This window comes from Bradyrhizobium sp. 170, from assembly GCF_023101085.1.
Classification (GTDB): Bacteria; Pseudomonadota; Alphaproteobacteria; order Rhizobiales; family Xanthobacteraceae; genus Bradyrhizobium.
Genome location: NZ_CP064703.1, coordinates 87,683 through 100,650, shown reverse-complemented (window position 1 = coordinate 100,650; position 12,968 = coordinate 87,683). Strand labels below are relative to the sequence as shown.

Below are 12,968 nucleotides of genomic sequence, written 5' to 3'. Positions count from 1 at the left end.
TAAATTTCGGCAATCCAACTGTCATCAATTCTCTCCAGGTCTATCGGTGCTATCATTGCGCCCCGCGCCAGATCCCGAAGAGGCCAGCATGACGTTCAGGATTTCCCGCAAAATTTCCCGCAATGTTCTCCGCGGAATTTCCCGGCGTCGTTTCCTCGCGGGCGCCGGAGCCATCGGCGTCATGACAATGCCTTATCTCAGCCGCGCCGCCGACCGGCCGATCGTGACATCGGGTGTGCAATCCGGCGATGTCGGCGCTGACGGCGGCGTGGTATGGGCGCGCGCCGACCGTCCGTCGCAAATGATGGTTGAAGTCGCGACCACGGAGTCCTTTGCCAATGCAAGGGCGCTGCCGCCGATCGCGACGCTGCCCGAAAGCGACTTCACCGCGAAGATGCTGCTGGAGAACCTGCCTGCCGGGCAGGAGATTTTCTACCGTGTCCGGTTTCGCGACCTCGCGCATACCGGCATCGAGAGCGAGCCGGTGGTCGGACGGTTCCGCACTGCGCCGGCCGATCGCCGCGACGTCAGTTTCGTCTGGGGCGGTGACGTTGCCGGGCAGGGCTGGGGCATCAACCCCGATGATGGCGGCATGTTCACCTTCGCCACCATGCGCAAGCATCGCCCGGATTTCCTGCTGCACTCCGGCGACACCGTCTATGCCGACGGACCGTTCAAGAGCGAGGTGACGCTTCCCGACGGCAAGGTCTGGAAGAATTTCACGATTCCGGAGAAGACCAAGGTCGCCGAAACGCTCGACGAATTCCGCGCCGCGCACAAGTACAATTTCATGGACGAGCATTTGCGCGCGTTCAATGCCGAGGTGCCGGTGTTCGTGCAGTGGGACGACCACGATGTGGTCAACAACTGGTCGCCGTCGAAGGAATTGCCCGCGGCCTACAAGGAACGCAACATCACCCTGCTCGCCGCCCGCGCCGCGCGCGCGTTCCACGAAATGTATCCGATGCGCGAGAGCATCACGGAGCCGGGACGGGTCTATCGCATCCTGAATTACGGCCCGCATCTCGACGTGTTCATGCTGGACGAGCGCAGCTATCGCGGACCCAATGGTCCGAACCAGCAGGCCTCATATGGACCCGAAAGCTATTTTCTCGGTCCGGAGCAACTGGCCTGGTTGAAACGCGGGCTGATGAATTCGCGCGCCACCTGGAAGGTGATTGCATCCGACATGCCGCTCAGCATCATCGTCTATGACGATGCACGCAACAAAAAGGGCTCGGAGGCCGTTGCTCAGGGCGATGGGCCGCCGCGCGGCCGCGAACTGGAGATCGCCGACCTGCTGCGCTTCATCAAGGCATCGGGCGTCGTCAACACGGTGTGGCTGACGGCGGATGTGCACTATGCGGCCGCGCACTACTACAACCCCGACAAGGCGCAGTTTAGCGAATTCGACCCGTTCTGGGAATTCGTCGCCGGGCCGCTGCATGCCGGCACGTTCGGCCCGAACAACCTCGACAACACCTTCGGACCTGAACTGAAGTTCATCAAGGCGCCGGGACCCGGCAATCAAAACCTGCCGCCATCCGCCGGCATGCAGTTCTTCGGCCACGTCAGGATCGACGGCGCCAGCGGACAGATGACGGTGACCTTGCGCGACCGCGCCGACGTGGCGCTGTGGTCGACAACGCTCGATCCCAAGCCCCTATAGCTGAGCCCGCGCAATTGCCGCGCCGACCGCAACCGCTCACGGCCTGCTGCAGCCGTTCTTCAAGAGCGCCTGCAGCGCATCGGTCGAATAGGGCTTGGGCAGCCGCGGCTTCGCCGCGAATGCGGCCGGAAGCCGGGCGTCGGCGCCATAGCCGGTGACGAAGGCAAACGGAATCTTGAGCGCCTCCAGCCGTTCGGCCACGGCAAAACTCTTCTCGCGAATGAGGCTGACATCGAGCAGTGCGAATTCCGGTGGCCGGTCGGCGATCAGATCGAGCGCCTTGGCCACGTTCGCGGCGGTCCGCACCGTCTTCACGCCAAACCCCAAAATCGTGTCTTCGAAATCGAGCGCAATGATCGGATCGTCTTCAACGATCAAGACATCGTTGGGCATGCCGTCGGAGGAGGCGGGGTCCATGTTTCTCGCCAGTTCAAGGTTCAGCATTTGATCAGAGACCCGGGCCGAAGCCCCGGAAGGCACAACACCAGCCGACGCCCGTAAAAGCGCATCGCCGGTTCCGGAACTGAAACCACCACATGCGAGTTCTACCGTCTGTCCACTAGTGCACACATAAACGGGATTGGATCGATTATTGTGCTCCGGCGGGGAGCAGGAACCTTCGATGATTTTGCGACAGGAAGATACGGCCGGCGGGCGGCCGTTCAACAATTTGCTGCGCCGACTGAACGACGCCGATTTTGCGTTAATCGAACCGCACCTCATCCCCGCCGACGCCGTTCCGAACGATTTGCTCTACAGCCCCGGCGACCCCGTCGAGACCGTGCACTTCCCCTGCGGTCCAAGCCTCGTATCCTACATGGTGACCAACGAGGACGGCCGCGATGTCGAGACCATCCTGATCGGCCGCGAAGGCGCCGTCGGCGGCATCGTCAGCCAGGGCTATCTGCCCGCCTACACCCGCATCACCGTCAAATTCGCAGGTCCCTTCGTGCGGCTGCCGGTCGGCAAGCTCGACGCGGCGAAATCGAAATCACGCACGCTGAGCAACATTTTCGCACGTTACGCCGACTGCATGCTGGCCCAGATCTTCCAGTCCACCGCCTGCAATGCCATCCATTCGATCGAGCAGCGCACGGCGAAATGGATCATTTCGGCGATGGAACGCGCCGACGGCGGCGAGGTCGTGCCGCTCACCCATGAGCAATTGGCGACCCTGCTCGGGGTCGGCCGCTCCTATACCAGCCGGGTCATTCAGACCTTCAAGGCGGAAGGCACGCTGGAGACCCGGCGCGGCTCGATCCTGATCCGCAACCCGGATGCCATGCGAAACCGGTCCTGCCAGTGCAACGAGGCGGTGAAAGCCCATTTCGAGGAGGTCTTGCGGGGGGTCTATCCCGACCTCGAAAAGGGCAATTAGGGCCGGAGACACGCCCAAAATCGGCTAATCAAATGCCAAACAAACCATTGTTTTTTGGCGTTTTCTGAATATATTGCGCCGCAACGCGTAAGGTGTGCCCGGTCCTTTTGGCCGGGTTTCCTTTTTGGGACCCATTGGGCCCCAGAGTATGATCCGGAAGAGTGGCTACCGGTTTTCCCTCGGGACAAACGCGGTACGTGTTTGCCCGGAGATCATGCTCAAACAAAAAGATGGATCGGGATGACGATTCGAAGAAGCGTCATCACGCGCCAGTATTCCAGGTTTTAGAAGCGCGATCCGGAAAAGTGGGTCCCGGTTTTCCGGTGAGATCGCGCATCCACCATGCACGACCAGAAGAAGAGCCATGAACCTTCGTAACGTCGCCATCATCGCCCACGTCGACCACGGCAAGACCACCCTCGTCGACCGCCTGCTGCAGCAATCCGGCACCTATCGCGAAAACCAGAAGGTGACCGAGCGCGCGATGGACTCCAACGACCTGGAGCGCGAGCGCGGCATCACCATTCTGGCCAAGGCCGCCTCGGTGCAGTGGAAGGACACCCGCATCAACATCGTCGACACCCCCGGCCACGCCGATTTCGGCGGCGAGGTCGAGCGCATCCTCAACATGGTGGATGGCGCGCTGGTGCTGGTGGACGCGGCCGAAGGTCCGCTGCCGCAAACCAAATTCGTGGTCTCCAAGGCGCTCAAGGTCGGATTGAAGCCGATCGTCGTCATCAACAAGGTCGACCGCCCCGACGCGCGCCCGACCGAAGTCATCAACGAAGTGTTCGACCTGTTCGCAGCACTCGACGCCAGCGAGGAGCAACTTGATTTCCCGATTCTCTACGGGTCGGCCAAGCAAGGCTGGATGGCCGACAGCCCGGACGGTTCGCACGATGCCGGCATGCAGCCGCTGTTCGACCTGATCGTGCGCCACGTCGCGCCGCCGAGCGTCGAGGAAGGTCCGTTCCGGATGATCGGCACCATCCTCGAAGCCAATCCCTATCTCGGCCGCATCATCACCGGCCGCATCACTTCCGGCTCGATCAAGCCGAACCAGGCCGTGAAGGTGCTTGGCGCCGACGGCAAGACCATCGAGCAGGGACGCATCACAAAAATCCTCGCCTTCCGCGGCATCGAACGCACCCCGCTCGAGGAAGCCGACGCCGGCGACATCGTCGCCATCGCGGGCCTCACCAAGGGCACGGTCGCCGACACCTTCTGCGATCCCTCGGTCGAGACGCCACTGGTAGCGCAGCCGATCGATCCGCCGACCGTGTCGATGTCGTTCATCGTCAACAACTCGCCGCTCGCCGGCACCGAAGGCGACAAGGTGACCTCGCGCATGATCCGCGACCGCCTGCTGCGCGAAGCCGAAGGCAATGTCGCGCTGCGCGTGGTCGAGGCTTCCGACAAGGATGCGATGGAAGTGTCCGGCCGCGGCGAATTGCAGCTTGCGATCCTGATCGAGACCATGCGCCGCGAAGGCTTTGAACTCTCGGTGTCGCGTCCGCGCGTGGTGCTGCAGAAGGACGAGGCGACCGGCCAGTGGAAAGAGCCGATCGAGGAAGTCGTGATCGACGTCGACGAGGAGCATTCCGGCGTCGTCGTGCAGAAGATGAGCGAGCGCAAGGCCGAGATGATCGAGATGCGCCCCTCCGGCGGCAACCGCCTGCGGCTGGTGTTCTACGCGCCGACCCGCGGCCTGATCGGCTATCAGGGCGAATTGCTGACCGACACCCGCGGCACCGCGATCATGAACCGCCTGTTCCACGGCTATGCGCCCTACAAGGGCGACATCCAGGGCCGCCGCAACGGCGTGCTGATCTCCAACGATCAGGGCGAAGCGGTGGCTTACGCTATGTTCAAGCTGGAAGACCGCGGCCCGATGATGATCGAGCCCGGCTGGAAGGTCTACAAGGGCATGATCGTCGGCGAGCACACCCGCGACAACGACCTCGAGATCAACATACTCAAGGGCAAGCAGCTCACCAACATCCGCACCACCTCCAAGGACGAGGCGGTGCGCCTGACGCCGCCGATCCGGATGACGCTGGAAAAGGCGCTGGCCTATATCGAGGAAGACGAGCTGGTCGAAGTGACCCCGAAGTCGATCCGCCTGCGCAAGAAGTTCTTGGACGCCAACGACCGCAAGCGCGCGGAAAAGGCCAAGGAAGCGGTGGCGTAAGCCGAACTCTCTCGTCATGCCCCGCGAATGCGGGGCATCCAGTACGCCGCGCCCTCTCGATTCAATTAAAAATGTCTCTGGAATACCGGGTCACCCGCCCCAGTGCGCAAATGCGCACAAGGCGGGTGATGACGGCTATGCGCGGGGTGGCTTCAGGCGCGGCAGCGAACATGCTAGATGCAAGGGCATGACGTCCCTCCCCTCCTCAGTCGATGTCGCCATCATCGGCGCCGGCGCAGCCGGCCTCGGCGCCGCGAATGCGCTGAAGAATTCCGGTCTCTCCGTCATCGTGCTGGAAGCGCGCGACCGCGTCGGCGGCCGGGCGCACACCATCATGGCCTCGCCTGACGTCACCTTCGACGTCGGCTGCGGCTGGCTGCATTCGGCGGACCAGAACTCCTTCGTCAAGATTGCCGAACAACTGAATTTCGAAATCAACAAGTCGCTGCCGCCCTGGCGCGAGCGCGCCTATGGCAAGGCGTTTCCGCAGGACGACCGCGACGACTACATGCGCGCGCTCGATGCGTTCTACGATCGCGCCGAGAAGGCTGCGATCGAAGCCGAGCAGAGCGGCCGCGATGTTCCCGCCAGCCTGTTCCTCGAACCCGGCAATCGCTGGAATCCGATGATCGATGCGATCTCGACCTACATCAATGGCTGCGAGCTCGATCAGGTCTCTATTCTCGACATGGACGCCTATGAGGATACCGACCTCAACTGGCGCATCCGCCGCGGCTACGGTGCGCTGATTGCCGCCTACGGCGCGACATGTCCGACCGCGTTCAATTGCGTGGTGACGCTGATCGATCATTCGGCAAAACGCGTCCGCATCGAGACCTCGCAGGGCACGCTGACGGCCGACAAGGTCATCGTCACCGTGCCGACCAATTTGATCGCCGACGAAGCCATCCGCTTTCATCCGCCCTTGCCGGCAAAGGTCGACGCCGCGCGCGGCCTGCCGCTCGGCCTCGCCGACAAGGTGACGCTGGCGCTGGACGAGCCGGAGGCACTGCCGAAAGAAGGCAATCTGCGCGCCGCCACCATGCGCACCGCAATGGGCACCTATCACATCCGTCCATTCGGCCAGCCCTGCATCGAAGGATTTTTCGGCGGCCGTTTTGCGCAATCGCTGGAAGACGCCGGCGAAGGCGCGCTCGCCGCGGCGAGCATCAACGAGATCGCCTCAATCCTCGGCAATGATTTTCGCCGCAAGCTGAGGCCGCTTGCGGAATCACGCTGGGCCCACGACCCGTTTGCGCGCGGTTCGTATTCGCACGCGCTGCCGGGGCATGCAGGAGATCGCGAGGTGCTCGCCGCGCCAGTCGATGGGCGTTTGTTCTTCGCGGGTGAAGCGACCTCGCCGGAGTTTTTCTCGACCGCGCATGGGGCACGGGACAGCGGAGAGCGAGCGGCTGGGGAAGTTGTAGCTTCGCTCGCGAGCGAATAGCTCACGTTCCCGAATCAGCCGCACGTGGCGAGCACCGCATTCTTGAAGGCGTGGTACTCGGTCTGGAGATCGACGTCGTAGGCGGCCGAATAAGGTGGTTGCGGCTGACACGACAGCGTGACGATGACGACCTTGTTCTTCCTGTTGACGTAGAGCGACTGGCCGGCGAAACCGACGGCGACCATCGATCCGTCAGGATCGAGCCACCAACTGTACCCGTATCCCGTCGCCCCATAGCGATTGGTTGCGGCGTCGAGGACGAATGCCGGGCGTCCGGCATGTTCGACCCAATCCGGCGGCAGGACGGGAGTGCCATCGACGACGCCGTTGCGCAGAAGGAACACGCCGAAGCGGCCAAAATCCCGCAGCGCTATCCCGGCCCGGCTGCCCCCGATCTCCTGCCCGGCTTCGGATTCCAGCGTATAGAACGCGTCATACTCCATGCCGAGGCCAGACCAGATCGTCTCGGACATGTAGTCGGCCAGGGTTTTTCCCGTTGCCGCCGATATCAGGCTGCCGAGGACGTAGGTGTCGCCGGTATTGTAATTGAATTGACTGCCGGGCCGATGCTCGGCTTTCAAACTCCGCATCAGCGCCAGAACGCCTCCCGGCGCCTTGTCGCCAAGCGATTTGCTGTAACGATTAACGTCTGAATTCCGGTCGGTGTAGTCCTCGTTCCAGCGCACGCCTGATGACATGGTGATCAGGTGGCGAATGGTGACCGCATCATAGGCACAGCCGCGCAGCGCCGGGATATATTTTGATACCGCGTCGTCCAGGCTCGCGATCGCGCCCTGCTGCAGGGCGGCGCCGGCCAACGTCGCCGTCAACGACTTGATCATCGACATCGATGACCAGCGTACGTTCTCCTCCAACCCGAGGGAATAGCGCTCCAACACAATCTTTTCGTGCCTGATGACGAGCAGCCCCGCGACATTGGCGCGATCCATGTACGCGTCGACGTCACACGCGCCTTGCGCCGCTTGATAGCGGGGTGAAATCTCCTGTCCACGCTCCAGTGGCAGAACTGAGCTGCCCCGGCGGATTGCCCGCGTCGCGAACATCCGATCCACATTCCGGTAGGCGTGGGCCTGTGCCGTCGGCGAGAGAAGCAGGAAGTCTTCGCCTCTTGGCACATGCCGTTTTGGATACGCAACGATACCTGTCATGCGGCGCTAACCCTTGAAAACCTTGTCCCGATGAAACTTCAAATAATGTGCATTGGGATGGAGAGTTTCGTCTTCGGGAAGATTGATTGATCCATTTTGATTCAGAAGACGAGCCGCATCTTCGGGAACGTGATCCTTGGCGACCAGAATCGTGTAGTCGTCGCCGATCGAAATGAGACCTCGATCAAACATCCAATGCACTGTCCCAGACAAAGCCACGCCGTTTCGAACGGAGTCTGGTCCTTTTGAAGCTACAGGCTGAATATGCGCCGCCTGCACTTCGGGCCGACCACCTCCATTGATCAATCGCAATCCCGTCATGGCGCATCTATTCGAGTAGGCAGCACGCACATTGTGCATGAACGACCGCTCCCGAAATGGTCGGGAAGCAATCATTTCGACGATTGGGCGCTCGAATGGCGCGGGTGGCTCTGAGAATCCAGGCAATGCAATCTCGTTCGCAGTACTCTCGCCAAGAACCGGAGCAAATCCAGACTTCAGGATTCGGTCGAATTCGTCGTCCGGAATGAGGCGCACAGCGCGGCCGAACGCACCTTTGTTAGTGCTGCCATCGCCCTTCTCGAGCGCACTTTCGTAATACTGTCCGCCCTCTTGGAACGGTACAGGTGTGTCAAAGTCCAAATAGGTGGTTCGATCGATGATCGCGAAATAGTGGCCCTGCAGGTCAGTGTCTTCAATCACCGACACAACGCGAGCTACGCCAAAATAAGATTGACGACCGCCACGACTTGAAAGCTCTGCGCTAGACCTTCGCGGCTCATAGTAGACAATATAGTCACCAACAGCCTGCCGAACATAGTTCAAGTAAGTACGCGGAAAATGATATCGGTCCTCGGGCAGGTCCTTGTAGCTTGGTGTGACCTTGGTGGTGAAAACTGCCTTGGTCATACACTGAAGGCTCTACGATGGCTCACTATCCAAATCCGCTTCAATTTAGAGCAGCTTTCCTATCTTGGATAGCCAACAACACCTCAAACCACCTTCACTCCATCACCCTTGCCCGCATCTCCGCGTCCGGCACAAAGCATTCGTCATACTTCCCGAAAATCCGATACCGGTTGCGTGCGACGAGGCTGTAGACGGCGTTGCGCACCGGCTTCGGGACGACGAACAACGCGCGTATCCATCGCCAGCCGGGCAGTGAGCTCAACACTGTTAGCGCAGCATCCGATTTAAAATACGCCACCCCGCCATGCACAACGGCGTTGGTGTCGGGATCGCTGGGATCGATACCAAAAGCCTGCGCCAGCCGCGTGCCGTAGGGCGACTGGATCGCGGTGAAACGGAATCTTCGCTCGACGTCGCGCGTTGCGACGAAGCGGACCCAGCGCGAGCAGAAGACGCAGACGCCGTCGTAGAGGATCACGTCATCGTCGGGCCATTGGGTCACGGGTTTTGGGGTCATGGTTTTGGGGTCATCGGTTGTCCAAGGTCAGTAGCGCCACGAGCATCAGCACGATGGCGGGGCAGGTCTTCACCAGCGCGCCGAGCGGCTCGATCCAGAGGTCCGGCGTCAGGATCGCCGCGCCAATCATATAGCCCAGCGACGCGACGATACCCGCGACCAGACCAACTGCCGCGGTGCGGCGGAACGCGATCAGCACGCCGATGCTCATATCCATCAGGCTGGTGCCGACGGTGATGGGACCAACAAGCGACGGCGGAAAGCCGTGACTGCTCAGGATCCCAGCCGCAGCGTCATAGGAAATCACCAGCGCAATGAAGCCCGAGACGACCCAGAACAGCACGAGGCTTGCGATGACAAGGGCCTTGATCGGGAACAGCCGGGCAAACCATTTGTCTTGAATGGTCGCCGGGCGTTTTCCGGCCGTCTGTTCGATGCGCTTCGGCACGATGCCGGTGGCGGCCATCCAGTCCGCGGGATCGCCGCGGACGCCGCGGCGCAGCTCCGCGATCGCGGTGGTTCGCATCGGCGGCATCCAGCCGAACTGGTTCGCGAGATCGCCGAATCTTGCGCCGAGATCAAGCAGGAACGCCGGCATGACGATGCGCCACCATCTGCCGGTACCGAACACCTCGCGGAACTGATCGATCACGTCACCAAGCGTGACCGGCTGCTCCTGCATCAGGTCCCATGTCACGGCGTTCGCCTCGCCGGGGTCGCGCGCGGCAAGCCAGGCGATGGTCGCGGCAATGTCCTCCATCGCGACTGGCTGGAACGGTGCAGCCCGCTCGGCGGCCGGGAGATCGAGCGGAAACGCCGCGAGCGAGCGCACCATGGCGCTGCCGCCATAGGCCGCAAGCGCCACCACGAAGCCCGGCCGCAGGATTGTGAACGCGACGCCGGATTCCGCGATCAGCCGCTCGGCCTCGCGTTTGGTGGTGCTGAAGGCAGTCCGGTCGGTCTCGCTCGTGCCTGGAATCGAGATATGCACCAGCCGGATCGCGCCGTCGCTGTCGCGGATCGCCTGCAACAACCGCGCGACGAAATCGCGATGCACAGCGGCGGTGTCGCTGCCTGGGCCGTCCTGCAGCACGCCGAGGCAATTGACGACGACATCGATGCGCTGATCGCGCAGCAGCCGCGCCAGTTGGGCTGCTTCCATCGACATGACAGGCAGTTCGAGATCGAGCGGACCGCTCTTCTGCGAGGCGGATAATCTTCGGGCAACGCCCACTACGGAAAATCCCCGTGCGCGCAGATCGTCGGTCACGAAGCGGCCGATCAGGCCGGAGGCGCCGAGCACGAGGATTTTTCGGTTACTGGCGTTCATGCCTGCCTAAAGCGGTTTGGCGATCATCAGCCAGAGAATAGCCATGACAGAGCCAAAACCGGGAATCCCAAACAGAAACCAGCGGTGGAAAAGTGCGAAATAGCGCGGCGGCAACTTCTGGTTCTGCTCAGCCGCCTTGCGCGCGAGATCGCGCATTTCGATCTGCATGAAGATCACCGGCACCCAGAACAGCCCCGCGACCGCATAGAGCCCGAGCGAAGCCATCAGCCAGCGCTCGCTCCACGCGGTAGAGGACAGCCACATCAGCACGCCGCCACTCACCGGCTGCAGCAGCACCGCCGTCAGCGTGAACAGCATGTCGGCGATCACGACGGCTTCAGCCGTGCGCGCGATGAAGGCCGCGTCCCGGCTGCGATGGGCCATCAGCATGAAGAACGCGATGCCGGCGCCGGTGCCGAGAATGACGATCGCGCCCACCACATGCAGATATTTAACGAGGAAATACAGCGTCATCGCTTCTTCGCCGAATTTGCCGATTGCACCTTCAAGGCGCGATCGAGTTCGCGTCCGGCGAGTTTTACCCCGCCCTCGGTTTCCACCAGCCAGTGCCCCTCGCCGCCATGGGCCGGCAGCACGTGAAAATCAGCCTTGCCGCCGGGGCTACGAAACGCGTCGACCAGTTGACGCGAGAATGCGGGCGAAAAGTAGCTGTCATTGGCGGCCACCAGCCAGGTCACATTCACGCGCGCGGCCTTGCCGAATTCGCCCGCCGCGGCCATCAGCGTATGCGGCGCGCAGACCCGATTGGGAAAATCATTGGCATGCCCGCCGCGCCCCGGCGCGAACGCGACGACGGCGGCAATTTTCGTCGGATCTTCACCGGCCAGCGCCAGCGCACCCCAGGCGCCGGCCGAATGGCCGATCACCACGATACCGTCCGGCCGGATGAAGGATTGCTTCCGTACAAGCCCGACTGCAGCGGCAATCGCATCCGCCGTGGCGCGTCCCGCCTTGGCGTAATCAGCCTCATCGCAGCCGCCCTGATCCTCGAGGTACTTTCCACCGGTCGCGCCATGGCCCGGACGCTCGGGAATCAACACGGCAAAACCGCGCGCCACCAGCCAGGCGGCGAGCGCGCGGTATTCGGGCTGCGGCATTTGCGCCCGTCGCAGCACGTTCTGGGTGGAGGCGTGCGCGATCACGGCTAGCGGAAACGGGCCCTCGCCGGCCGGCCGAAACAGCACCGCATGCGCCGCGGTAACAGGATCGGGAGAAGGTACCAGCCATTGCTGCAGCCGGTGCGGCTCGCCTTCCGCACCTTGGGCGCCAAGGGCAGGCTGCGCCGCCGCGGCCTTGATACCGAGCGCCGCCACGAGAACCAGCGCAAAAAGCACGTTTGGCGAGCGCATGAACGGGCCTGACACAGCCGAAGGAGGGCGCATTTGCGAAGTCACCCAACAGAATACCGCCGGCGAATCAAATCCAGCGCATTTTTCCGTGAACGGAATTCGCGGAGACTTTCCGCAGGTGATTCTGACAACCATTTCGCCGCCTTGGCATCGGCAAATACCGTTAAGACAGGGCCGCTGTCCTCTTTCGGTACAGAGGGGCATAAAACTGATGCAGAAAATCCACAGGTTAACCGATAATTAACGATGGACCTTGAAGCCGGCCCGCCGACTTGCTTTGATCAGGTCATGAGCACAACCCTGATCGAGGTCCGACCGGCCAAGGCTGCAGACGCAGCCGCGGTGGCGTCTACCCATGATGAAGCCTGGCGGTCCGCCTATCAGGGCATCATTCCCGGCGCCGAGCTCGAAAAACTCATCAACCGTCGCGGCCCGCAATGGTGGGACAGCGCGATCCGCAAAGGCAGCCGCGTCAGCGTGCTGGTGTTCGGCGACAAGGTCGCGGGTTACGCCAATTACGGCCGCAACCGCGCCCGCAGCCTGCATTTCGAGGGCGAGATTTACGAGCTCTATCTGCGGCCGGAATTCCAGGGCCTCGGCTTCGGCCGCCGCCTCTTCACCGCCGCCCGGCGCGATCTGATGCAGAGCGGGCTGAAGAGCATGGTGATCTGGGCACTGTCCGACAACGACACGGCGACGGAATTCTACCGTGCGCTGGGCGGCCGGATGGTGGCGCGCTCCTCGGAGAAGTTCGGGCCGAAGTCGCTCGATAAAGTCGCTTTCGCCTGGACCAACTGAGCCTGTTCTATTTTTTTCTTTGGATTTGAGCATGGTCTCCGCGCAAGCGCTTGCGTTTGTCGCGACGAAAGGCGTGCCGACTTTTCCCGATCAGGCTGTATTTGAGGCTTCCCCCTGCTGCACTGCGAGGCTAAACCGGCGCTAACACGCGCCCGGTCCGGGCGCCTCCCTCAACGCCACGCGGAGCCCT

General features: G+C 62.2%; 12 protein-coding genes. 5 read left to right on the top strand and 7 right to left on the bottom strand.

Annotation, left to right across the window (positions count from 1 at the left end):
- Nucleotides 1–88 precede the first annotated feature (88 nt).
- Nucleotides 89–1,669: an alkaline phosphatase D family protein gene (locus tag IVB05_RS00490; RefSeq protein ID WP_247782518.1), complete on the top strand. Its 1,581-nt coding sequence runs from the start codon at nt 89–91 to the stop codon at nt 1,667–1,669.
- A 36-nt stretch (nt 1,670–1,705) separates the two neighbouring features.
- On the opposite strand, the gene IVB05_RS00485 is transcribed toward IVB05_RS00490, so the two are convergent.
- Complete coding sequence (locus IVB05_RS00485) at nt 1,706–2,086, bottom strand: response regulator (RefSeq protein WP_247782517.1); 381 nt, start codon at nt 2,084–2,086, stop codon at nt 1,706–1,708.
- 205 nt (nt 2,087–2,291) lie between these two features.
- Between IVB05_RS00485 and IVB05_RS00480 the strand changes: the two genes are divergently transcribed.
- From IVB05_RS00480 to IVB05_RS00470, 3 genes are all read left to right on the top strand, one after another.
- Nucleotides 2,292–3,047 carry a Crp/Fnr family transcriptional regulator gene (locus IVB05_RS00480; protein ID WP_247782516.1) on the top strand — a complete coding sequence of 252 codons (756 nt, stop codon included), beginning with the start codon at nt 2,292–2,294 and terminating at the stop codon, nt 3,045–3,047.
- Between the two features lie 364 nt (nt 3,048–3,411).
- Nucleotides 3,412–5,238 (top strand): translational GTPase TypA, encoded by a 1,827-nt coding sequence (typA, locus tag IVB05_RS00475; protein ID WP_247782515.1) that lies wholly within the window; start codon nt 3,412–3,414, stop codon nt 5,236–5,238.
- A gap of 187 nt (nt 5,239–5,425) precedes the next feature.
- Nucleotides 5,426–6,685 (top strand): NAD(P)/FAD-dependent oxidoreductase, encoded by a 1,260-nt coding sequence (locus IVB05_RS00470; RefSeq protein WP_247782514.1) that lies wholly within the window; start codon nt 5,426–5,428, stop codon nt 6,683–6,685.
- A 14-nt stretch (nt 6,686–6,699) separates the two neighbouring features.
- Here the strand turns inward: IVB05_RS00470 and IVB05_RS00465 are convergent, their stop codons facing one another.
- From IVB05_RS00465 to IVB05_RS00440, 6 genes are all read right to left on the bottom strand, one after another.
- Complete coding sequence (locus IVB05_RS00465; RefSeq protein WP_247782513.1) at nt 6,700–7,854, bottom strand: serine hydrolase domain-containing protein; 1,155 nt, start codon at nt 7,852–7,854, stop codon at nt 6,700–6,702.
- 6 nt (nt 7,855–7,860) lie between these two features.
- Nucleotides 7,861–8,763 carry an HNH endonuclease gene (locus tag IVB05_RS00460; RefSeq protein WP_247782512.1) on the bottom strand — a complete coding sequence of 301 codons (903 nt, stop codon included), beginning with the start codon at nt 8,761–8,763 and terminating at the stop codon, nt 7,861–7,863.
- 94 nt (nt 8,764–8,857) lie between these two features.
- A complete protein-coding gene (locus tag IVB05_RS00455; protein WP_247787415.1) occupies nt 8,858–9,265 on the bottom strand; it encodes a thiol-disulfide oxidoreductase DCC family protein in 408 nt (135 codons plus the stop codon).
- A 25-nt stretch (nt 9,266–9,290) separates the two neighbouring features.
- Nucleotides 9,291–10,610 (bottom strand): SDR family oxidoreductase, encoded by a 1,320-nt coding sequence (locus tag IVB05_RS00450; protein WP_247782511.1) that lies wholly within the window; start codon nt 10,608–10,610, stop codon nt 9,291–9,293.
- 6 nt (nt 10,611–10,616) lie between these two features.
- A complete protein-coding gene (locus IVB05_RS00445; RefSeq protein ID WP_247782510.1) occupies nt 10,617–11,084 on the bottom strand; it encodes a DUF2269 domain-containing protein in 468 nt (155 codons plus the stop codon).
- Nucleotides 11,081–11,980, bottom strand: a complete 900-nt coding sequence (locus IVB05_RS00440; RefSeq protein ID WP_247782509.1) for an alpha/beta fold hydrolase — start codon at nt 11,978–11,980, stop codon at nt 11,081–11,083. Before IVB05_RS00440 ends, IVB05_RS00445 begins: the two co-directional genes overlap by 4 nt.
- Before the next feature lie 288 nt (nt 11,981–12,268).
- Here IVB05_RS00440 and IVB05_RS00435 point away from each other — a divergent pair, with 288 nt between their 5' ends.
- Complete coding sequence (locus tag IVB05_RS00435; protein WP_247522123.1) at nt 12,269–12,778, top strand: GNAT family N-acetyltransferase; 510 nt, start codon at nt 12,269–12,271, stop codon at nt 12,776–12,778.
- Nucleotides 12,779–12,968 lie beyond the last annotated feature (190 nt).

Bases quoted from the DNA above. Each gene is read 5' to 3' on its own strand.
- IVB05_RS00490 (WP_247782518.1), top strand. From the start codon at position 89: ATGACGTTCAGGATTTCCCGCAAAATTTCCCGCAATGTTCTCCGCGGA.
- IVB05_RS00485 (WP_247782517.1), bottom strand. From the start codon at position 2,086: ATGGACCCCGCCTCCTCCGACGGCATGCCCAACGATGTCTTGATCGTT.
- IVB05_RS00480 (WP_247782516.1), top strand. From the start codon at position 2,292: ATGATTTTGCGACAGGAAGATACGGCCGGCGGGCGGCCGTTCAACAAT.
- typA (WP_247782515.1), top strand. From the start codon at position 3,412: ATGAACCTTCGTAACGTCGCCATCATCGCCCACGTCGACCACGGCAAG.
- IVB05_RS00470 (WP_247782514.1), top strand. From the start codon at position 5,426: ATGACGTCCCTCCCCTCCTCAGTCGATGTCGCCATCATCGGCGCCGGC.
- IVB05_RS00465 (WP_247782513.1), bottom strand. From the start codon at position 7,854: ATGACAGGTATCGTTGCGTATCCAAAACGGCATGTGCCAAGAGGCGAA.
- IVB05_RS00460 (WP_247782512.1), bottom strand. From the start codon at position 8,763: ATGACCAAGGCAGTTTTCACCACCAAGGTCACACCAAGCTACAAGGAC.
- IVB05_RS00450 (WP_247782511.1), bottom strand. From the start codon at position 10,610: ATGAACGCCAGTAACCGAAAAATCCTCGTGCTCGGCGCCTCCGGCCTG.
- IVB05_RS00445 (WP_247782510.1), bottom strand. From the start codon at position 11,084: ATGACGCTGTATTTCCTCGTTAAATATCTGCATGTGGTGGGCGCGATC.
- IVB05_RS00440 (WP_247782509.1), bottom strand. From the start codon at position 11,980: ATGCGCTCGCCAAACGTGCTTTTTGCGCTGGTTCTCGTGGCGGCGCTC.
- IVB05_RS00435 (WP_247522123.1), top strand. From the start codon at position 12,269: ATGAGCACAACCCTGATCGAGGTCCGACCGGCCAAGGCTGCAGACGCA.